The sequence below is a fragment of the Mesorhizobium sp. M8A.F.Ca.ET.202.01.1.1 genome, from assembly GCF_004791595.1.
In the GTDB taxonomy this organism is placed as follows: Bacteria; Pseudomonadota; Alphaproteobacteria; order Rhizobiales; family Rhizobiaceae; genus Mesorhizobium.
Window position 1 is genome coordinate 162838 of sequence record NZ_SRUN01000004.1, and the last position, 21870, is coordinate 184707.

The 21870-nt window shown below is 62.8% G+C and carries 18 protein-coding genes; 13 read left to right on the forward strand and 5 right to left on the reverse strand.

Annotated elements, in window-relative coordinates; genetic code table 11:
* The first annotated feature begins 27 nt into the window (after nucleotides 1-27).
* Both EN845_RS11350 and EN845_RS11355 read left to right on the forward strand, forming a co-directional pair.
* Complete coding sequence (locus EN845_RS11350) at nucleotides 28-4074, forward strand: chemotaxis protein CheB (RefSeq protein ID WP_127870272.1); 4047 nt, start codon at nucleotides 28-30, stop codon at nucleotides 4072-4074.
* Complete coding sequence (locus tag EN845_RS11355) at nucleotides 4022-4402, forward strand: response regulator (protein ID WP_245511715.1); 381 nt, start codon at nucleotides 4022-4024, stop codon at nucleotides 4400-4402. Before EN845_RS11350 ends, EN845_RS11355 begins: the two co-directional genes overlap by 53 nt.
* Here the strand turns inward: EN845_RS11355 and EN845_RS11360 are convergent.
* The gene (locus EN845_RS11360; RefSeq protein ID WP_127870271.1) at nucleotides 4392-5411 is read right to left on the reverse strand and encodes a chemotaxis protein CheB; all 1020 of its coding nucleotides are present in this window, start codon (nucleotides 5409-5411) and stop codon (nucleotides 4392-4394) included. The two genes, EN845_RS11355 and EN845_RS11360, sit on opposite strands and share 11 nt — an antisense overlap.
* A 255-nt stretch (nucleotides 5412-5666) precedes the next feature.
* Nucleotides 5667-6557 (reverse strand): LysR family transcriptional regulator, encoded by an 891-nt coding sequence (locus tag EN845_RS11365; RefSeq protein ID WP_127870270.1) that lies wholly within the window; start codon nucleotides 6555-6557, stop codon nucleotides 5667-5669.
* 210 nt (nucleotides 6558-6767) lie between these two features.
* Between EN845_RS11365 and EN845_RS11370 the strand changes: the two genes are divergently transcribed.
* Both EN845_RS11370 and EN845_RS11375 read left to right on the forward strand, forming a co-directional pair.
* On the forward strand, nucleotides 6768-7706 hold the full coding sequence (locus EN845_RS11370) for a DMT family transporter (RefSeq protein WP_127870269.1): 939 nt from the start codon (nucleotides 6768-6770) through the stop codon (nucleotides 7704-7706).
* Between the two features lie 47 nt (nucleotides 7707-7753).
* Complete coding sequence (locus tag EN845_RS11375) at nucleotides 7754-8476, forward strand: haloacid dehalogenase type II (protein WP_127870268.1); 723 nt, start codon at nucleotides 7754-7756, stop codon at nucleotides 8474-8476.
* A gap of 38 nt (nucleotides 8477-8514) precedes the next feature.
* Here EN845_RS11375 and EN845_RS11380 read toward each other — a convergent pair whose 3' ends face one another.
* A complete protein-coding gene (locus tag EN845_RS11380; RefSeq protein ID WP_127870417.1) occupies nucleotides 8515-10536 on the reverse strand; it encodes an ABC transporter ATP-binding protein/permease in 2022 nt (673 codons plus the stop codon).
* Between the two features lie 175 nt (nucleotides 10537-10711).
* On the opposite strand from EN845_RS11380, the gene EN845_RS11385 reads away from it, so the two are divergent.
* From EN845_RS11385 to EN845_RS11410, 6 genes are all read left to right on the forward strand, one after another.
* Complete coding sequence (locus EN845_RS11385; protein WP_127870267.1) at nucleotides 10712-11596, forward strand: hypothetical protein; 885 nt, start codon at nucleotides 10712-10714, stop codon at nucleotides 11594-11596.
* Nucleotides 11597-11969: 373 nt separating this feature from the next.
* Nucleotides 11970-13862 carry a molecular chaperone HtpG gene (gene htpG, locus EN845_RS11390; protein ID WP_127870266.1) on the forward strand — a complete coding sequence of 631 codons (1893 nt, stop codon included), beginning with the start codon at nucleotides 11970-11972 and terminating at the stop codon, nucleotides 13860-13862.
* Between the two features lie 264 nt (nucleotides 13863-14126).
* Complete coding sequence (locus EN845_RS11395) at nucleotides 14127-14963, forward strand: ABC transporter permease (protein WP_245511716.1); 837 nt, start codon at nucleotides 14127-14129, stop codon at nucleotides 14961-14963.
* 13 nt (nucleotides 14964-14976) lie between these two features.
* Nucleotides 14977-15819 (forward strand): ABC transporter permease, encoded by an 843-nt coding sequence (locus EN845_RS11400; RefSeq protein WP_127870264.1) that lies wholly within the window; start codon nucleotides 14977-14979, stop codon nucleotides 15817-15819.
* Complete coding sequence (locus tag EN845_RS11405) at nucleotides 15816-16958, forward strand: ABC transporter substrate-binding protein (protein ID WP_127280705.1); 1143 nt, start codon at nucleotides 15816-15818, stop codon at nucleotides 16956-16958. Before EN845_RS11400 ends, EN845_RS11405 begins: the two co-directional genes overlap by 4 nt.
* A complete protein-coding gene (locus tag EN845_RS11410; RefSeq protein WP_127870263.1) occupies nucleotides 16951-18105 on the forward strand; it encodes an ABC transporter ATP-binding protein in 1155 nt (384 codons plus the stop codon). The genes EN845_RS11405 and EN845_RS11410 overlap by 8 nt, the downstream gene beginning before the upstream one ends.
* Before the next feature lie 24 nt (nucleotides 18106-18129).
* On the opposite strand, the gene EN845_RS11415 is transcribed toward EN845_RS11410, so the two are convergent.
* Nucleotides 18130-19110, reverse strand: a complete 981-nt coding sequence (locus EN845_RS11415) for a GlxA family transcriptional regulator (protein WP_127870262.1) — start codon at nucleotides 19108-19110, stop codon at nucleotides 18130-18132.
* A 338-nt stretch (nucleotides 19111-19448) separates the two neighbouring features.
* Between EN845_RS11415 and EN845_RS11420 the strand changes: the two genes are divergently transcribed.
* Entirely contained in the window at nucleotides 19449-20159 is a 711-nt protein-coding gene (locus tag EN845_RS11420; protein WP_127870261.1) for a hypothetical protein, read from the forward strand.
* Nucleotides 20160-20213: 54 nt separating this feature from the next.
* Here EN845_RS11420 and EN845_RS11425 read toward each other — a convergent pair whose 3' ends face one another.
* Nucleotides 20214-20579, reverse strand: a complete 366-nt coding sequence (locus EN845_RS11425; protein WP_127870260.1) for a hypothetical protein — start codon at nucleotides 20577-20579, stop codon at nucleotides 20214-20216.
* A gap of 326 nt (nucleotides 20580-20905) precedes the next feature.
* Between EN845_RS11425 and EN845_RS11430 the strand changes: the two genes are divergently transcribed.
* Entirely contained in the window at nucleotides 20906-21346 is a 441-nt protein-coding gene (locus EN845_RS11430) for a hypothetical protein (protein WP_127870259.1), read from the forward strand.
* Nucleotides 21347-21431: 85 nt separating this feature from the next.
* Nucleotides 21432-21869: a nuclear transport factor 2 family protein gene (locus tag EN845_RS11435; protein ID WP_127870258.1), complete on the forward strand. Its 438-nt coding sequence runs from the start codon at nucleotides 21432-21434 to the stop codon at nucleotides 21867-21869.
* Nucleotide 21870: the final 1 nt, after the last annotated feature.

The following is a 21870-nucleotide window of genomic DNA, read 5'->3' on the forward strand; positions in this document are numbered from 1 at the left end:
CTGAGAGCATGTGAAACGTAAAAATCGATGGCAAACGAAGAAACTGGGAGACCTCAAAGGCGATCAAAAGCGAAAGCCGACGCGGCTGCTGAACCGACCCCGCCGGTCCGGAGCGCTCAGGCCCGTCCGGACGCCCCTCAGGAAACCAATGTTGAGTCTCCGACCATTTCCGTCGTCGGCATCGGCGCGTCAGCCGGCGGCATCGAGGCGCTTGGCCGCTTTTTCGATGCGATGCCGGCGGACAGCGGTTGCGCCTTCGTGGTCGTCCTGCATCTCGACCCGAAGCACGAAAGCGAGATGGCGCGCGTTCTGGCATCTCACACGACCATGCAGGTGGCGCAAGTTGTGGACGGCATGCGGATCGTTTCCGATCGGGTCTATGTGATCGCTCCCGATACCGACCTCAAGATCAGCGATGGCGGGCTGCACGTGTCCCGACCGGCAGAGGTCCGCGGCAACCGCCATCCCGTCGATGTCCTGTTCCGATCGCTTGCGGCGGACCAGCGGAAACGGGCCATCGCCATCGTTTTGTCGGGAACCGGCAGCAATGGCACCGAGGGCTTGAAGGACATCCGGGCCGAGGGCGGCATGAGCCTCATTCAAGCCCCCGAGACCGCGAAATTCGACGGTATGCCGAGGAGCGCCATAGCGGCAAATTTGGCCGACCATGTCCTTGCACCTGAACAGATGCCGGACGTGATACTTGCTTACACTCGCCATGGTTATGTCGCCGCTCCAATCGAAACCGCACCTGCCGTACTGGGCGGTGGCGAGGCGAAGATCGAGCAGGTTCTCGAAATTCTGCGCGCCCGGAGCGGATATGATTTCAGCAGCTACAAGCGCAGCACCCAGCGGCGGCGCATCCACCGCCGCTTAGGCCTGAAGAACATCGAGACGCTTAGCGGGTATCTGGACGAGTTGCGGGCCAATCCCGAGGAAATCACCACGCTTGTCTCGGACCTGATGATCAACGTCACCGGATTCTTCCGCGACGCCGAGGCGTGGAAAACGTTATCGGATCTGGTGATCGCTCCACTGGTCGCCGAAAGAGAGTCAGGGGCCACGATACGGATCTGGGTTCCTGCTTGTTCGACGGGCGAGGAAGCCTATTCCATTGCCATGCTGGTAATGGAGCACGCGGCTGCCGCCGGAAAGCGGTTCGATCTCAAGGTGTTTGCCACCGACGCGCAGGAAGACAACCTTCGCAAGGGCCGCGATGGCGTCTATCCGGCGGCGGCAGTGGCCGAGTTCCCGCCGGAGCGCATCCAGCACTTTTTCGAAAGACTCGATGGCAACTATCAGGTCAGCAAGGAACTTCGCGACACGATCGTCTTTGCGCAGCACAATCTGTTGCGCGATCCGCCCTTTTCCCGGCTGGATCTGGTTTCGTGCCGCAATTTCCTGATCTATCTCGAACCCGACGCGCAGCAGCGTGTCATCGCACTTTGTCATTTCGCGCTGCGTCAGGGCGGACATCTGTTCCTTGGTAATGCCGAGACGGTCGGCCACCTCGACGATCTGTTTGAGAGCTGCTCGAAGAAATGGCGGATATACCGCCGCGTCGGACCGACGCGGCATGACCTCATCGACTACCGGGAGCATCGCGGACCCGTGGGACCAGATCAGACTGACAAGCCAGCGTCACCCCCGCCCGACTCGGCAGCATCGGTCGCAGAAGCTGCGCGGCGCGCCTTGCTTGAACGCTATGCTCCGGCATCCGTCCTAATCGACCGCAAGGGCCGCGCGCTCTATTTTCATGGAACGACAAGGGATTATCTGGAGCAGCCGCCCGGCGAACCGACGAGGGATTTGCTGAGCATGGTCCGCGAAGGGCTCGCTCTCAAACTTCGATCCGCAATCCGTGACGCTTCCAGGGAAAACAGAAGCGTCACAGTCAGTGCACGCACCCGGTCCAGCAAGACCGGTGCGGTCACCATGACTGTCATGCCGCTGACTGGTCGGCCTGGAGAGAGCGGCCATCTGCTCGTGAGCTTCACACCGGAGGGGTCCGAAGCCGGCGGTGGCCCGGCAGCTCCGCGGGACGAAACGGCGGAAATTGCCGCTGGTGAACGCGCGCTTCAGGAAGAACTGAAAGCGACGCGCGCCGAGCTGCGGAGCACTGTCGAGCATCTTGAAACCGCCAATGAGGAGCTGAAAGCGTCGAACGAGGAAGCGACCTCGATGAACGAGGAGCTTCAGTCCACGAACGAGGAACTGGAAACCTCCAAGGAAGAACTCCAGTCGTTCAACGAGGAACTGAACACTGTCAATAGCCAGCTTCAGCACAAGATCGGCGAGTTGGAAGCGGCCACCAATGATCTCAACAATCTGTTGGCCGGATCCGAAACCGCGACGCTGTTCCTCGATGAAAAACTGCGCATCAAATGGTTCGCTCCCGCGACCAAGGAACTCTTCGATCTTGTTTCGACCGACATTGGCCGTCCGATCGCCCACTTCGCGCGCAAGTTCGCAGACGATAACCTGATAATTGATGCCGAAACGGTGCTGAAAAAGCTTGCCCCGATCCTTGCAGAGGTGCCAAGCGACGCCGGCCGCTGGTACTCGCGGCGCATGTTGCCCTACCGTACCCGCGACAATCGGATTGCAGGGGTGGTGGTCACTTTCAGCGATATCACCGAGCGCAAGCAGAGCGAAGACGAGACCATGCGGAGCGAAAAGCGCCTTCGCGATCTTATCGAAGCTCTCCCGAACGCGGTCTACACAACCGACGCCTCGGGTCGGCTCACTTTTTACAACCCGGCCGCCGTCGAACTCTGGGGTCGCGAGCCGAAACTTGGTTCGGATAGATGGAACGGCTCCTGGCGACTATATAGGCCGGATGGAGAGTTGCTGCCGCACGATGAATCCCCCTTGGCGATAGCCCTGAAAGAAAAGCGGCAAGTAAAGGGGGGAGCGGAGGTGGTGTGCGAGAGGCCGGATGGTACTCGTGTACCCTACATTTCCTATCCAACCCTGCTTCGCGATGCCTCTGGCGAAATCACCGGCGCGGTAAACATGTTGGTGGACATCACCGAGCGCAAGCGGGCCGAGGCGCTTGCGGAGCGGCTCGCGGCGATCGTTCAATCCTCCGATGACGCCATCATAGGCAAAAACCTCAAGGGTATGATAACGAGCTGGAACAAGGGCGCTGAACGCCTGTTCGGCTACTCGCCTGACGAAATCGTGGGCAAATCCATCATGACCTTGGTCCCCTCCAATCGCCACGGCGAAGAGGCGAATATTCTGGACCGCTTTGGCCGAGGAGAGCACATCGAGCACTTTGAAACCATCCGTCGGCGCAAGGATGACAGCCTGGTCTGGGTATCCTTGACGATTTCACCGCTTGAAGATGATCAAGGCAAGGTCATCGGAGCATCGACGATCGCACGCGACATGACCGAGCGGCGGCGCGCCGACGAACATCGGAAGATCCTGATCGGTGAACTTAATCACCGGGTCAAGAACACGCTGGCGGTCGTCCAGTCCATCGCCTCCCAGACCTTGAGTAGTGCCTTGACCATGGAAGAGGCGCGAGAAGCATTCGGGTCCCGGCTGATCAATCTGGCAAAGGCACACGACGTACTCACTCGCGAAAGCTGGACCAGTGCGAAACTGGACGAGATTGTCGCCGATACCGTCAAACCTCATTCCGGGAATGGAACCCGGTTCCGGATTGAAGGTCCGGACATCCAGCTTACACCGAGTGCGGCGCTTGCGATTTCAATGGCGTTGCACGAGTTATCCACCAACGCGGCAAAATACGGCGCGCTGTCTACCCAGGACGGGCATGTCACGATCATCTGGCGCCTTGAAGGAGAAGGTCAGGACCGTCGCTTGACCTTGCGTTGGGAAGAAAGCGGCGGCCCGCCGGCAAGCACGCCGAAGCGAAAGGGCTTCGGCTCGCGCCTGATCGAGAAGGCTCTCGCTGCGGAACTGCACGGTAATGTGAACGTTGCGTATAAGTCCTCCGGCGTTGTTTGCATCATAGATGCGCCCATGCCCGCAGGACGGGAGTTCTTGGGTGGCAATAGTGGCGACGCGTCCAGCAAGCAAGATTCTGATCGTAGAGGATGAGTTCCTTATTGCCTTGCATCTGGCGGATTTGCTGGTGGAAATGGGGTACCGGATTGCAGGTCCGGTCGATAACCTGGACGAGGCGATTGTCTTTGCGCGCGATGAGGAGATCGATTTCGCGATCCTTGATATAAACTTGGCCGGCACGCGATCGTTTCCGGTCGCCGACGTTCTGAAGCAGCGCGGCATTCCGTTCCTGTTTGTGAGCGGATACGGGAGCGATGGTCTAGTGGACGGCTATCGCCACATAACCACTTTGGCCAAGCCTTACGCTCCGCAGGAGTTGGAGCGGGCAATTGCGGCGAGCTTTGCCACGTCTAGCCGCTGATCCGAGACGAGCGCCCCGACATTGCACCGAAGGTTTCCGGCATGAGCCAGTCTTGCTCGACGAGAACGCGAAGCTTGTAGGCCCGATCCAGCGCCTGCTTGCTAGCAGCTTCCCAGGGTCCAGCGGCGTCAGGTTCCTGCAAGCGTGCTTGCTCGGCCATTTCCAGACAAAATTCAGCCCGCTCGTTTAGAATTCTCACTGCGGCCCTCATAACTCGCTCCATCTCGTCGAATTGGGCAGAGGCCAGGACCTCCCCGGTGTAGCTGTGACCTATATGGCAGTCGAACTTGATGATCGTACCATTCTGGGATTTAAGGAGCGCGCCACCGCATTCCGGGCAGGTCAGCGCCAGCGGGCGATCGAATTTTTCGCCGTCGATGGTCGGAGAAACCCCCTCGGCCTCAGGTTGAGAAGACTTGTTCGGCATAGCCGCTTCCTTTCCTGCCTTTCCGTTGACCAGTTCAACAAGCAATCCGGGCATGCGGGAGAGCGCCACGCGGTAGTCCAGCGCCACGTGAGCGGCAGCACTGCCCGGCATTTCCGGATACGCCGCATCGTCGGGATCCTGGACAATCGCAATGCCGCCGCGGCGCTTTATTTCCCCGAGTCCCAGCGATCCGTCATTCAGATAGCCGGTCAGGACCACGCCGATCGCATTTGGACCATAGGCCTCGGCCACGCTACGAAACAAGGGGTCGATCGCCGGGCGCGCCCAGTTCTCCTTCGGGGTTCTCAACAGACGCAGCTTGCCGTGTGAGACTATCATGTGGTGATCGGGCGGCGCGATATAGATTTGGCCGGACGAGATCTGTTCGTAGTTGGTGGCATGTTTTGCCGGCACAGGTCCGGCGGCATTCAATATCGCGGGCAGTTCGCTTCGATGGGCGCCGATATGCAACACGATCAGAACCGAGGCTGGAAACGCTTCCGGCAGCTTGGCAACGAGATCGTGCAACGCATCGACCCCGCCCGCCGAGGCGCCGATTGCGATCACTTTGGAGCGTGCCATGACGATCTTTGAAAATCCGTTCGTCGAACCTAAACGTCCAGGCGAGAGTAAGGTTCTACGCGGCTCAGGATTCAGAGAGAAAATGGCGTTTTCTTTTGCTTAGGGCAAACTCGCCAATTCCCTGAGCATAAGCGATGTCCGCTTCTGGCGTTTGGACGCGAGCGTGGGAACGTCATGCTTGAGGCGCAAAGCAGACGTCTAGCTTGGTCGGCGCAGGCACGGAGAACTCGTTGTGCTCCAGATAGCCCACCCCCCTCACCCCACGATCTGCAGCGTCCCCTGGCGCCGCACCTCGGCCTCGATCTCCCGCACCAGCGTCTCCAATGCCGGATTGCGGGCGTTGCGGGCGCGGCGGATGACGTAGGCTAGATCCGGCGGCTTGGGGAACGTTTTGTCGACAATCTCCATGCCGGGTTGCAGATGCCGCTGGCTGAGCAGCGCGACGCCGAGCCCGGAGGTCACGCCGGCGATGATGCCGGCCGCACTCGAACATTCGAACACGATCTCGAACACGGTTCCCTCGTCCTGGCCGAGATCGAGGCCCCAGCGGCGATAGAAGCAGTTGTCGTCGAATGACAGAAACGGCACGGGTTCGCCCTTCGATAATGTGAGCTCGGGCGACTTCACCCAATGCAGCGTCTCGCGGAAGAGCACGACGTCGGTGGGCCGGACCTCGTGCTGGAACACCTGGATGATGGCCGCGTCGAGCTCGCCCTCGCTAAGCAGTTTCTGCAAGGCCAGGCTCATGCGCACTTGCGTGCGCACGCTGACCTCGGGGTAGAGCCGGCGAAACCGGCCAAGGATGCGCGACAGGTCCGTGCAGGTCGTATCCTCGGTCATCCCCAACGCGATCTTGCCTTGCAGCGTGCTCTTCGACAGGCTGAGGATCGCCTCGTCATGGATGCCCAGGATGCGCCGTGCGTAGCCCAGCAGATCCTGCCCCGAGCTGGTGAACATCGGCGCGTTCGCCTTGCGGCTGAGGATGTCGCAGTCGAGGCTCAACTCCAGCCGCCGGATCTTGTGGCTGACGGCCGACTGCGACAGGCCCAGCATCTCGGCCGCGCGGGTGACGCCGCCATGTTTCTCGATCGCAACCATCGCCCGCAAGGCATCGACATCCAGGCGGCGGCTCATCACTCCAGCCATGACAATCCTCCTTTGAAACGAAAGCAATGCTCCGGTTCCTGGGGCAGAACCGGTTCTCAGGCAAAAAGATAGGCCAGATTTCGTGGCTATTTCATGGATTCATCGAAATTTGTCATGTGCAAAGGCGGATGCGCGCCGCCATAAGTCGGCACCTGGGATTGGCAGTGATCCGCTTGGCGCCCGCCGGCGCCGCCTCGACGAAGAGACCGCATGACGCCTAAACCTCTTTCCCATCGCCTGGCCTGGCCACTTCTGGCGGCGGCCCTGGTCGTAAGCTGGAGCTCCGGCTTTGTCGGCATCCGCTATGCCAGCGAGAGCGCCGACGTCATGCTGGTGCTGTTCTGGCGCACCTTGATGTCGGGGCTGGTCCTTCTGCCTTTCGCGCTCATGGTCGGGCCGCGCATCGGCGCTGGCGCCCTGATGCGGCAGATGGCGTTCGGCGTGGCGATGATGTTCCTCTATCTCGGCGGCTTCGCGCTTGCCATCGGCCAGCGCGTGCCGACCGGCCTCGTCGCGCTGATCTCGGACCTCGTCCCCCTCGCCATCGCGGCGCTTTCGCAGCCCGTGCTGGGTCATCGGCTGACATCGAGGCAATGGACCGGAACGGCGCTCGGGGTGGCCGGCGTGCTGATCGTCTCGCTGAACAGCCTCAGCCTCGGGACAGCGCCGGCCTGGGCCTACATCGTCACCATCGCTTCCATGATGGTCTTTGCCCTGGCGACCGTGCTGCAGAAGGGGATGGGCACCATCAACATGCCCATCCACCAGAGCCTGTGCATCCAATGCCTGACGGCGGCGATCTTCTTTGCCGCCTGCGCCGGATGGAATGGCGGGCTGATGCCGCCGCTCGATGGCCGTTTCGAGTTCGGCATCGCCTGGCTGGTGCTGTTTTCGACCTTCTTCTGCTACGGCGTCTACTATGCGAGCCTGCGCCTCCATAGCGCCGCGCAGGTCAGCAGCGTCATCTATCTCAGCCCGCCGGTGACGATGCTCTGGGCCTGGCTGCTCTTCGGCGAGCCGCTTTCATTGGCGATGGTCCTCGGCCTTGCGGTGACGTTGTTCGGCGTCTGGCTGACATCCTCGCGCGGCACGGTATCGAAGACAGGTCTGCGCCCGGTCGGGCAGCCCGTCGGGCAATCGGCTGATTGATCGCGATCCGCCCAAACACCAACCATCGACCCCAAGGAGTGAACCCCATGAAGCTGACTGATTTCAAGGCCCTGACCTTCGACTGCTACGGCACCCTCATAGATTGGGAATCCGGCATGATCGAAGCCCTGAAGCCACTGACCCAGCGGGTTGGCGGCGCCTTGAGCCGCGACGATATCCTGCAGGCGCATGCAAGGCACGAATCCAGCCAGCAGAACTGGACGCCGCAAAAGCGCTACTGCGACCTTCTGGCTGTCGTCTACAAGCGGCTCGCGGAGGAATGGGGCGTCGTGGCCACGCCGGAGGAATGCATCGCCTATGGCCAGAGCGTGAAGGATTGGCCGGCCTTTGCCGACACCGCCGCCGCCCTGCAATACCTCAAGAAGCACTACAAGCTCGCCATCCTCTCCAACGTCGACAATACGAGCTTCTCCTTCAGCAACAGGAAACTCGGCGTCGATTTCGACGCGGTCTACACGGCGGAGGACATCGGCTCCTACAAGCCGTCGCCCCGGAATTTCGACTATATGCTGGAAAAGCTGGCGACGCTCGGGATCAGCGACAAGGAGATCCTGCACACGGCGGAAAGCCTGTTCCATGACCATGCCGCGACCAATGGCCTGGGCCTTAAATCATGCTGGATCCAGCGCCGGCACGCCGATCAGGGTTTTGGCGCCACCATGCATCCCGGCGACATGCCGAAGGTGGACTTCCGCTTCGACAGCATGGCCGATCTGGTGAAGGCACATAAGGAAGATTTGCGCGCCTGATTGGCCATCCACGGGGAGTAAGAACGCGCCGGGCGTCGTCAGTTCTTTTTATGGGGGATGCCGCCGCGCTCGAGCGACTTCTCGGCCGAGGCGCCGGAACCCCACAAGGCGCGGCCGAGCAAGCCCCTGCGCTTGCGCGGGAGGAGGTCGATATCGCTGACGAGCTTGGCGCCGCCCTTGCGCCGCTCGAGCGTGATCTTGCGGCTGTGAAAAGCCTCCAGCTCGGCGCGGTGCGCCACACTGACGATGGTGACATCGGGCAATTCGCGGATGATGGTTTCCATCATCTTTTCCTGGCTCTTCTCGTCGAGTGCCGCCGTCGCCTCGTCCAGCACGATGATGTCGGGCGCGTGCAGGAGGAGCCGCGCGAAGGCCAGCCGCTGCTTCTCGCCGCCCGACAGGGTCTGGTCCCATGGCGCGTCTTCGTCGATCTTGTCGCCGAGATGACCGAGCCCGACCTTGTCGAGGGCGGCCTTGATCTGCGGAACCGTCCAGTCGTCGGCAGCACCTGGATAGGCCGCTGCCCGGCGCAGCGTGCCCGAGGGAATGTAGGGACGCTGCGGCAGCATGAACATGCGTTTGCCGGGGTGGAAATCGACGCTGCCGCCGCCCCACGGCCACAGGCCCGCTATCGCCCGCACCAGCGTGCTCTTGCCCGAGCCGGATTCGCCGGCCACCAGCAGCCGCTCCCCCGGCTGGATCACGACTTCGGTTTCCTTGACCACGGCGGTGCCGTCATCGAGCGACACGGAGAGATTGTTGAGGCTCAGCATCGTGTCGTCCTTGGTCTCGCCGCGATTGATGCGTCCGAGCGCGTCGCTCTCTTCCGCGCGTTCGAGCCCGTCGAGCGACATCATCAGCGAGGCGATGCGCCGTGCCGAGGCGTTCCAGTCGGCGAGACGCGGGTAATTGTCGACCAGCCATCCGAACGCGCCCTGCACGATGGCAAAGGCGGACGCCGCCTGCATCACCTGGCCAAGCGACATCGAGCCGTCGAGGAATTTTGGCGCGCACAACAGCACCGGCACAACCGGCGCGAACAGGCTCGACCCCTGCGAGACCAGCGCCGTGCGCATGTGCTGGCCGGCAAGCATCGCCCACCGCTTCAGCACGCCGGCGAAGGTCCTGTCGATGCCGCTGCGCTCCTCCTCCTCGCCGCCGAGCAAGGCGATGCTCTCGCCGTTTTCGCGCACGCGCGTCAGCGTGTAGCGAAATTCCGCTTCCGCCTGGTTCTTCTGCTCGGAGAGTTCGACGAAATGCCGGCCGATGACCACCATCGAGGTGGAGGTGATGGCGGCGTAGATGACCGCGGTGATGACGAGGAAGCCTGGAATGGTGACGGTCGACCCGCCGATCGGCAGCGTCAGCGCGCCGCCGATCGTCCACAGCACGACGATGAAGGTCGAGGCGGCCAGGAAGGCGTTGATGACGCCGGAGATGAAATCCACCGGCGATTCGGTGGCGATCCGCAGATCCTCGGCGATGCGCGCTTCCGGATTCTGGTGGTCGCCGCCGACGAGATTGAGCTGGTAATAGCGGCCGTTGGCGAGCCAGCGGCCTATGACCGATGTGGTGAGCCAGGAGCGCCAGCGGCGCTGGATCGTCATGCGCAGATAAACTTGCGCGACGACGAGGCTGACGCTACCGAGCACCAGCGGCACGAACACGGCGCTCAGGAAATAGACGGTCGGGGCATTGCGCTGTTCGATGGCGTCGAAGATCGAGCGATTCCAGACATTGATGCCGTACTGGAAGCCGACATTGACGCAGATCAGGATCAGGAGCCCGATCGTGCACGGCCAGGCGAGCTTGTCGCCGCGCCGGCTCCAATAGCCGCGCGCGCTGATCCAGAACCGCTTCAGCAGGTATTTCTTGCGCGCCTGCTCGGCCTGTTCGGGGCTCAGTTGCGGATCAGGTTCCACCGCCTCCGGTGGCGGTGCGGGCTCGCCGACGACCTCGGAAGCGGCTTCGACATCGGGGGCCTCCCGCTGGCGGGGCTTCCTGGCACCGTTTGGTTTGGCGCCGCCGACCGGCTTCGGTTTGGATTTGATGTCTGCCACAACGGCCATAACGGCCTGGATATCGGAAGGTTTCATCGTCTTCCTGATATGGCGGTTGCCGGCGGTGCCAAAGCTGTTCCGGCGCCCCCGATATCGGCAACGCCTCGCCATGACTTCACCGCCGCACAATCGCCACCAAGCCACGCGAAGAGCTTGTAAAAACGGAGGTTCCACGATGCGTCTGGTCTGGACTTTGGTGTTGGCGCTGGCGAGCGGTGCGGCCTATGCGGCTTCGCCGGAGGACGACTACATCGCCGCGCGCGACAAGGCGATATCGGCCATCGCCGCGATGGAAAGCGCCAACGCTCCCGTGGAAACGCTCGATGCGGCCAATGACAAGGCCCGCGCCGATCTCGAACAGCGCCTTTCCACGCTTCTGGGACCGTTCACGGTCACGGATTTCCCGGCGGCCGGCACGATCAACATCGAAAGCCTCAGTTCCTCCGATGTCGGATTCGGCATGCTGGACGGGCTGCGCCACGGCACCGAGGACGGCCCCAGCATCGTGGCGTCGACGCGCGGGCTGGTCGAGCGCTGGCTGCAGTCACGCGCCGCCGAGACCGACGCCGATCTCAAACTGCCCACCAGCTTCGACAGGGCGCTGAAGCTCGATGCCTTCTACACCCAGGCCATCGGCAGCGACGCCGCCTTCACCGGCACGCTCGACTTCAAGCTGAAGACGCCTGAGGGCGCCGACATGGCGATCGCCCGCCTCGGCGGCTGGGCACAGGATGTCGGGCCGAACTACGACCAGGAGGTCGTCGTCACGCTCGTCAAGGGCAACAGCGTCATGATCGCCGAGGCGCCGGCGACACCCCCCGTCCCGAAGATCGCGGCCTGCGACGCGGTCTGGACCGCCGCCGACGCCGCAGCCCAGAAACTGGTCAAGCAGGCCACCGGCGACAGCGACGAAACCACATCCGATGCCGCCGACGCCGCCTGGGCGAAAGGCGACAGCGACTTCCGCGCCTGCATGGGCAAGAGCCTGCCTGACAACCCCGTCTTCCCCACACTGCTTGCCCAGGCGCAGGCGCTTGCCGACCATATGGCGGGGAAGTAAGCGCGGCGCGGACGCTGCCAATCTCCCCACCTGTGGGGGAGATGGCCGGCAGGCCAGAGGGGGGCGCTGCCCGCTGACGTCTGATAGCGTCGGATTGCTGTACCCTTTGGAAGGAGCGCCCACCGCTGAGTCCAGCAAATAGGTTAAGTCGGCGGGACAGCGCCCCCCTCTGCCCTGCCGGGCATCTCCCCCACAAGGGGGGAGATTGGCAGCGTCAGCGCCAGCGCCCTCTTGTTGCCCCAGCACGCCACCACCATATCGTCGGCGCGCTGGCCCTGCGGAACGCAGTTGCCAGCACCGCAAAAAATGGTTGAAAGGAAGTCCTGAACGCGCCCCGGCGCGGCGGGCGAATGAACAGTGTGGGAAAATTGGAATGACGACAGACACGAAAGCGACGGAAACCAAGGCATTCGAGGCGGATGTTTCGCGGCTGCTGCACATGATGGTGCACTCGGTCTATTCCGATAAGGACGTCTTCCTGCGCGAACTGATTTCCAACGCCGCCGATGCCTGCGAGAAGCTGCGCTTCGAGGCCGTCAGTCATCCGGAATTGCTGGCCGATGACCCCAAGCCGCGTATCTCGATCTCAGCCGATCCCGACAGCAAGGAGATCATCGTCGAGGACAACGGCATCGGCATGAGCCGCGACGACATGACGGAGGCGCTGGGCACGATCGCGCGCTCGGGTACACGCGCCTTCATCGAGCGCGTCGGCGCCGGCAATGCCAGCGAAGACACGCAGCTCATCGGCCAGTTCGGCGTCGGCTTCTACTCCGCCTTCATGGTGGCGACCCGCGTCGACGTCATCAGCCGCCTCGCGGGAAGCGACGAGGCCTGGCGCTGGTCGTCCGACGGCAAGGGGTCCTACGAGATCGCGCCCTCCCCGCTCGAAGCCGCTCCCAGGCGCGGCACCCGCGTCGTGCTGCATCTGATGGACGACGCCGTGTCCTACACCGGCTCCTACCGGCTCGAGCAGCTGGCCAAGTCGCAGTCGGGCCACGTGCCCGTGCCGATCACGCTCGTCGAGAAACCCGGTGCCGAGGCGCGCGACATTGCCGATGGCACGGCCCTTTGGGTGAGGCCGAAAAGCGAGATCAAGCCCGAGGAATATACCGATTTCTACCGTAGCCTCGCCGGCCAGTATGACGAGCCGGCCGCCACCATCCATTTCCGCGCCGAAGGCAGGCAGGAATACTCAGTGCTCGCCTTCGTGCCCGGCTCGCGTCCCTTCGACCTCTTCGACCAGGACCGCAAGGGCCGCATCAAGCTCTATGTGCGCCGCGTCTTCATCACCGACGATGCCGATTTGTTGCCGCGCTATCTGCGCTTCATGCGCGGGCTGGTCGATTCCGCCGACCTGCCGCTCAATGTCTCGCGCGAGATGATCCAGGAAAGCCCGTTGCTGGCCGCGATCCGCAAGGGCCTGACCAACCGCGTGCTCGGCGATCTCTCGAAGCTGGCCGAGAACGAGCCCGAGGCCTATGCGAAAATCTGGGAGAACTTCGGCGTCGTCCTCAAGGAAGGGCTCTACGAGGACCATGAGCGGCGCGAGCAGCTCTTGAAGCTCGCCCGCTTCCGCTCGACGGCCTCGGGCGAAGGCTGGCGCGGCCTTGCCGACTATGCCAGCGCAATGAAGGAAGGCCAGAAGGCGATCTTCTTCATGGCCGGCGACGACCGCGCCCGGCTCGAAGCCTCGCCGCAGCTCGAAGGTTTCAAGGCGCGCGGCATCGAGGTGCTGCTGCTCACCGACCCGGTCGACAGTTTCTGGACGTCGATGGCGCCGGAATTCGACGGCAAGCCGTTCAAGTCGGTGACGCAGGGCGTGGCCGAACTTTCCGACATTCCCTTGCTCGACGAGGCGAAGAGGCCGGACACCACGGCTACGCCCGAAGTCGACGGCTTCCTCGCCTTCGTCAAGGCAGCACTTGGCGACGCCGTGTCGGATGTGAAGCCTTCCGACCGCCTGACCGAAAGCGCGGTCTGCCTGGTAGCGCCCGAACATGGACCGGACCGGCAGTTCGAGCGGCTGCTCAACGCCGCCGGACGCCTCGACAAGACGGCCAAGCCGATCCTCGAGATCAACCCCCGCCACGAGCGCGTCCGGGCGCTCGCCAGCCTCGGCGACGACGAGCAGGCCTTCAAGGACGATGCCGCCCACCTTCTCTACGACGAGGCGCGCGTGCTCGACGGCGACAAGCCGGCCGACGCCAGGGCGTTTTCCGAGCGCCTTGCCCGCCTGATCACGCGGGGTATCTCGAAGGGCTGAGGCGCGCTGGCCACCTGTTCTCGACGTGTTTATCGCTCGAGGGTGCAAGACGGGGTTGCGCAGCGACCCCGTCCGCCGAAAAATTGGCGTCTATCCCAGCAGGGAACGGGCTGAAATCCACTGGCTCAATCGCCCACTGTAGACATCGCGCTTGCAATCACCCAATCTTGGCGCCGGGAACAAAATAAGCGCTTCCAAGAAGGCGCGAACGTCCGGGTGCTCATGAAACGACGATGGACATTGTATGATCCACGGCTGGCCTGGATGCTCGTCGCGCCGGTGCTCCTGCTGCTGATCTTTTTCCTGGTCCTGCCGATCGCCGTGATGGCCGGTTATACCTTCTTCACCTTCGTCACCGCCGGCGTGGAAACGAGCGCGCTGACGACCGCGAACTGGCACGAATTCCTCACCGACAGCTATTATTCCGGCTTCCTTGTGAAGACGCTGCGGGTCGGCGCCATCACGGCGCTGCTTTGCGGCGTGCTCGGCTATTTCCCCGCCTATTTCATCTGGGCCACGACCTTCAGGCACAAATGGTTGCTCTTGCTACTGCTGATCGTGCCGTTCTGGATCAGCTTCACCATCCGCACCTTCTCCTGGATCAACATCCTGGGCGAACAGGGCGTCATCAACGTCGCGCTGCTGAAATTGGGCATCATCAACGAGCCGCTGCCGATGCTCTACAATGAAGGCGCGGTCATCCTGGGCATGCTGCACTTCCTGCTGCCCTACATGATCCTCAACGTCTATGTCAGCCTGGAGAGCATTGATCGCACATTGATTTCGGCGGCCCGCTCGATGGGTTGCACGAGCGCGCAGGCGTTCCGCGAGGTCACGCTGCCGCTGTCGCTGCCCGGCCTCGCGGCGGGCCTGCTGCTCTGCTTCGTGCTGGCCGCCGGCAGCTATGTGACGCCGCAGCTCCTCGGTTCGGGCCGCGACGCGCTGTTCGGCAACCTGATCTACGACACCATCATGGGCGAGCTGAACTGGCCGATGGGCGCCACGCTTTCGATCGTGCTGTTCATCGTGCTCGGCGTCTTCGCCGCCGTCTACACGCGCTACATGGGCATGTCGCAGATCGTCAAAGGACTGGGTGGATGACGGGGCTTGGCGGATGAGCGGGACCCGGCGCAAGCAGGAAGGCAGATGGGCCTGGCGGCTGACCGGCTTCGTCACGGTCTGCGTCTATATCTTCATGTTCGCGCCGATCGTGGCGACAGTGATCCTGTCGTTCAACGCCTCGATGTTCGGCGGCTTCCCGATGACCGGCTTCAGCCTGCAATGGTACGGCAAGCTGATGGCCAACGACGCGGTGCTGGCCGCCTTCCGCACGTCCTTGTGGATCGCCTTGGTCACCGCCATCGTCACCACCGCCATCGGGGTCACCACGGCGTTTGCCCTGGTGCGCTTCGAATTTCGCGGCAAGCAGGCGCTGAGCACGCTGGTGATCCTGCCGGCGCTGGTGCCCGAAACAATCCTCGGCGTCGGCCTGCTGGTGCTGATCAAGGCCGTCGACCAGCCCAGAACCATGCTGCTCCTGGTGCTCGGCCATATCCTGCTTGCCGTGCCCTATGTCGTGCTGATCGCCCAGGCGCGCATGATCGGCATCCGGCGCGTCTATGAGGAGGCGGCACTGTCGCTTGGCGCCTCGCGCTTCTCGTCCTTCCGCGAGATCACGCTGCCGCTGCTCATCCCGGCCGTGGTCGGCGGCGCGCTGCTCGCCTTCACCATCTCGTTCGACAACACTTCGGCCAGCCTGTTCTGGCGGCCGGCAGGCGTCGAAACCATGCCCACCCAGATCCTTTCCATGCTCAAGATCTCGATCAGTCCGGAAATCAACGCGCTCGGCACCGTGATGATCCTGGTGACCGTCGGCATCCCGCTGATCGGCGGCCTGATCCTGCAAAGCCTGACAAAACTGAGACGACGTGGCGAACCAAAGGAGGAAACACAATGAAACTGACCACCACAAAGCGGTTGGAACGACTGCACGACCGATATGCCAATGGCGATTTGAGCCGCCGCACCTTCCTGACGCTGACCGCCGCCGCGGCAGCCTCGGCGGGCCTTTCCATGCCCTGGATGGGCCGGGCGCTCGCCGCGGTCCAGGAGGTCCGCTTCGACGGTTGGGGCGGCACGGTGCAGGACGCGATCGACAAGTTCGCCTTCCAGCCCTACACGACCAAGACCAAGATCAAGGTGGTCCAGGGCACGTTCGGCGACGAGGACGAGATCATCACCAAGATCAAGACCGCCAAGCCCGGCGACTACCAGGTCATCCATTCCTCGGGCGTCAACTATTACATCAAATATGTGAACGCCGGCCTGACCTCGGAGATCAACGAGGCCAACATTCCCAACATGGCCAACGTGCTGCAGCCGATGATCGAGCCGTTCCGCAAGCTGACGCCGAAGCTTTCGGCCGTGCCCTATGACTATGGCACGACGGGTATCGCCTACAACACCAAGGTGATCTCGCCGGAGGAAGCCAAGGAAAAGGGCGCGGCACTGCTGCTCGACAAGAAATACGCCGGCAAGGTCGGCGGCTATTCCGACATGACGACGCGGGTCTGGTACGCGGCGCTCGCCACCGGGCAGGATCCCAACAATCTCAAGGACATGGACGCCATCTGGGCCAAGGTGCGCGAGACGCGCGACCTCGCCAAGAAGTTCTGGAGCTCCGGCGCGGAGCTGATGGATCTGCTTTCCAAGGGCGAGATCGTGGTGACCGATGCCTGGTCGGGCCGCGTCGCCGCGCTGCAGGACCAGGGCCACCCGATCGGCTATCTCGATCCGGCCGGCTCCTATGCCTGGATGGAGGACATGCTGATCCTGAAGGGCTCGCCGATGGCCGAGTGCGAGGAGCTCATCAACTTCATGCTCGACCCGGCGACCTCGATCGCGGTGGCAGAGGGCCAGAGCTATCCGCCGTCGCTCGACCCCAACAAGGTCAAGCTGACCGAGAAGATCGAGAAGCTGCCGGCGTTCGACAAGACGGGCACGATGAAGTCGCTGACCTTCGCCGATCCGACCTACTGGGCGACCAACGAGGACGCCTGGACCAAGCAGTGGAACAGGATCTCCAAAGGTGCCTGACAGCCAGGACATGACATTCCATCCCCGGCCTGTCCTGGCCGGGGCAGCCGGCGCGAGCGCGGCCGCCAAGGCAGACAGCCCGGCGGTCGAGTTCCGCGACATCGACATCGCCTACGGCAAGTTCGTCGCGGTGCGCGATTTCTCGCTCTCGATCCGCAAGGGCAGCTTCGTCACCCTGCTCGGGCCCTCGGGCTGCGGCAAGACCACGATCCTGCGCTCCATCGCCGGCCTGGTCGACATTTCGGGCGGCCAGATCATGATCGATGGGCGGCGGGTCGATGATATCCCGATCTACAAACGCAACATCGGGCTGGTCTTCCAGAGCTACGCGCTGTTCCCGCACAAGAACGTGTTCGACAACGTCGCCTTCGGCCTGAAATACCGCAACGTGCCGAAGCCTGAGATCGCCCGCAAGGTCGGCAAGGCGCTCGAGATGGTGCGGCTGCCGGGCAGCGAGAAGAAGCTGCCCTCGCAGCTGTCGGGCGGGCAGCAGCAGCGCATCGCGCTTGCCCGCGCCATCGTCTTCGAGCCGCAGGTCTTGCTGCTGGACGAGCCGCTGTCGGCGCTGGACGCCAACATGCGCGAGGAGATGCGCGTCGAGATCAAGAAGATCCAGAAGGAAACCGGCATCACCGCCATCTTCGTCACGCACGACCAGGAGGAAGCGCTCTCCATGTCGGATCGCATCGTGGTGATGAACGCGGGCGCGGTGGAGCAGATCGGCACTCCGGAGCAGGTCTATGAGACGCCGGCCACCGCCTTTGTCGCCGACTTCCTCGGCAAGGCCAACATGCTTGCCGGAACCGTGAGCAGGTCCGGCCAGGCGGTGGTGCTTGGCACCGGCCAGACGATCAGCGTGGCTTGTCCAAGGCCGCTTGCCGACGGCAGCAAGGTCACTGTCGTGGTGCGGCCGCAGAAATTTTCGCTCGGCGCTGGGACGAGCGGCAACCGGCTCACTGGCCGCGTCGTCTCGGCCTCGTATCTGGGCGGCAGCGCAATCTACGAGATCGACATCGGCGGCAAGACCAGCCTCCGCGCCAACACGCCGATCACTGGCCGCGTGCTTCGCGAAGGCGAGGCGATCGACCTCGGATTCGACCCGGAGGGCTGCGTCCTGCTCGACGACAGCGGGCGGCGGATTTCCTAGACCCCGCACGTCACGTTGCGGACTTCATTGTATCATGGCTCCGCCCGGCATGCGGTTTGGATGCCTGAGATGCGTTGGCGTGATGCCGGTCTGCTGGCGGAACACGCGGCTGAAATGGCCGGCATTGGTGAAGCCGCAGCGGTAGGCGATGTCGCCGATCTGCAGGTCGCTGCCTTCCAGCAGCGACTTCGCATGATGCACCCTGAGCGCCAGATAGGCGGCCATTGGGCCGATGCCCAGTTCCGATCCGAAGAGCCGTTCGAGCTGGCGCCGCGAGCAGTTCAGGCGGCTTGCGATCTCGGCGACCGACAGCGTCTCCTGGAGGTTGCTCTCCATCAACAGCAAAGCGCGTTTCACCGCCCGGCTCGACGCACCAGGAAACAAGTCGCCCACGGGCTGCACGTCCCTGCTGCTTCTGATCCGGTCGAGGACGAGGATCTTGGCGGCCTTTTCAGCCGCCTTCTGGCCGATGAACTGGGACACGAAGTGGCCGGCAAGGTCGGCGGCGCCGGTGCCACCGGCGCATGTCGAGCGGCCCCGGTCGACGGTAAACAGGCTGTCGGCATGAGCGTTCACCTCCGGGAACCGGCTGCGGAAATCCTTGATGTGGAACCAGCTGACGGCGGCGCTATAGCCATCGAGCAGGCCGTAGCGCGCGAGCACGAAGCTGCCCGTGCAGAGCGCCGTCAGCGGCACCCCCTTGCCGGCGGCGCGCAACAGGAACGCCTCCTTCTCGGAACTCAGGCTGCGGTTGGTGTCGAGCAGCCCGCCGACCACGACGACATTGTCGAAGTCCTCCGGATTGCCGATCCCCCCGGTCGGCAGCAATTCGACGCCGCAACTCGCCCGGATCGGCAGGCCGCGTTCGCCGACGATCTCCCAGTCGAACTCTATCCTGCGGCTGCGATCACCCTCATCGCCCGCCAGCCGCAGCGTGTCGATGAACAGCGACAGCGGCGACAGGGTGAAGTCGCGAACCAAGAGAAACGCAAACCGCCTGGCCATTGTTGTTCGAAACCGCCTTGTCTCAAGCTTATTCAGCCAGCACATTATCCTGGAACAGCGGACGATGTGTTTGCCAAAAGCGGCACCGGATTTCTTGCTTATCGCTGGCCGCGCAGTCCAGGGCGCCCTCCCTCAACACACCGCCTCAAGTTAATAGGATCGCCCGCCGACTCGGACCAAGTGCATTCCAAGGGTCGATCGGGCGTCGATGGGACGAGGAGAAGTGTGATCAGCGCCTCGGGAATGCGCATGGCCAGGGAACTGATTGAGCCTGATTTCGGTTGTCTGTTGTGCGAATGATCGTTCCACGGCAGGCATCTGATGAGCGAAAATGAGACATGAAAACTGCAGCCAAGCAGCGCGGCCCCCTGCGGAACATCCTGAGCGGCATCGCGGCGGCAATCGCGACGAACGCTGGTCGCGCATCCCAGCAAGGCACGGGTACCGCGTCAATGGTCGCCGAATGGCCGCTCCCGCCGTCGGCGACACTGGGGTCCTCCATGCGCTTGAAGGGGATCGAACGCGAGGTTCGGGCCAGGCTGCCTTGGACGGTGAGGAAATTCGCCAAGGCCGAGACAGGCCGCATCGTGTTGCGCATGGTGCAGACCGACGCGGATGCGTTTCGGGCCGCCTCGGCAACCATTGCCAGGACACTGGAAGGGATCGAAGCGCTGGCCGTGCTGCCGCGCGAGGCCGAGGACATTCTCACCATTTCCTCACGCGAGCGCCACAAATGGCTCAGGGATGGTCGCCTGAAAAGCATCGGCACGCGCACCGTGAAGATGCGCGGGCGATCCAAGGCCGTGACCTTCCACGTCTTCGATCCACGGCACATCGAGGACGTTCTCGACCGTGACCTGGCGACCGCCTGGCGGGAGGAAGATGCGAAGGAAGCGTCCGAGAACAGACGGCGCGCCGCCGGCAAGGCCGCACTGACGCGAGCCGGCAAGCGGTCGGGCAACGCCCGCAAGACCAGAAATTCGGGCTCTGACGATGCGCCAAAGCTCGAAGGCTGGGACACGTTCGAGGCGGAAGGACTCCTGCGCTAGCGCAGGAAAACGTAACGATTTTCCGTCGAGGATCGTATCCGCACTCGTTCCCGGTTATGGATATTTCGCCTTGTCTGGGCCGGCAGGCCCCAGGTCGCCCTGCAATTCCTGCGGCAGCGGCAGGCTCGAACATTGCAGATGCACGTCGCGGGCGAGCCGCTTTCGCTGCTTGTGCTCCTGCTCCTTGGTGGCCGCTATGATTCCCAATCCATAGGGGCCAAGGGCGACGAATTCCCAGCCCGGATGCGTTTTTTCGCGGACCGCGTAGTCCGAAGCCGCCGCCCGGGCTTGCTGGCATTGCGGCGTCGCCCATTTCTGGTCCTGCTGCGAAAGCGAGGCTCCATAGTCGACCGGAGAGGTCGCGCATCCAGCCATCGTCGCGGCTAACGCGGACATTGCAAGCCCCATCGCAATTCTCATCCCGAAGCCTTTCCCAACCTTTGTGGACAGCACACGGATCTCCCACCCCACAAGGACATGGCCCGATGGGCAGGTCGCCGGCCAACACCGCCATTCGCCCTTTACGAAAATCGACCGCTGTGTGTCGATAGCGAAAATGTGTTCGGACACGATGTCTGGTTCGCGCCAGAAACGGTCATCCGTCGTCAGTCATCCAAAAGCCGCGATTGGATCGAAACGAAAAGTTGTGCTTGGAACCAAAGCCGGGGCAAGACTGTTCTGCTAAGACTTTGATATGCGTCGTACCAGGCCGATGGATAAGCGGCGATCTTTGAGGAGCTCTCGTCATGAAAATTTCATCCGGATTTCGTTCAATCGCCGTTGCCGCCATCGCCACCGTGGGCGTCAGCTTGGCCAGCGCCGCGCATGCCGACAGCGGCACGATCCGTTTCTCCGTCTACAAGGCGGCGTTCTTCGTCGGCGGCTCCGGTGGCGAAGGGACGTTCACCTTCCATGGTAAAAGCTATCCCATCTCGATCGGCGGCGTCTCGGGCGGCCTCGCCTTCGGCGTCTCCAAGACCTATTTCCGCGGCACCGTGCGCCACATCAGGCGCGCGCGGGACGTGACCGGCGTCTACGGCGCGGCCGGCGGCGGCGGCACGCTCGGCAAAGGCGCCCAGGTGATCGTGATGACAAACGACAAGGGCGCCCAGCTCGAACTCTCGGGCAAACAGGTGGGCCTGCAGGTCAACGCCGACCTGAGCGGGCTGGCCATCTCGCTGAGATAGGAGCGTCCTTTCCCGTCCGGAATTGCGTCGAGCTGTTCACCGTTTTGTGAAACAGCGAACCGGCGGTTCAGGGGAGAGCAAGACGATGATTGCCGAAATGGAGGTCGCGAAATTCTTCGCGGCCTATGCGGAATTCTACAATGACGCGCTGTTGCCCGAAGCCGATTTGAGGGATGTCGCCGACATCTATTCGTCCGCCTTCATCTCCGTCACCCCTGGCGCGGTCATGGCCGGCGAAAACGGCAAGCAACTGATCGAAATCATGAAGAAGGGCTTCGAGGGCTACAGGGCAATCGGCGCCAGGAAGATGACGTGCAAGGACGTGTCCGTGACGCCGATCGATCAAGACCACTGCGTGGCAAAGGTGCAATGGGCCGGGGAGTACCAGAAAAAGAAGGCGGCGCTCATTACCATTGATTTCGAGGTCAGTTATCTCTTGGAAAGGCGTGACGGCAAGCTGAAGGTGTTCGGCTGGATCAGCGGGGACGAGCAGGCCGAATTCAGGAAACACGGACTGCTTTAAG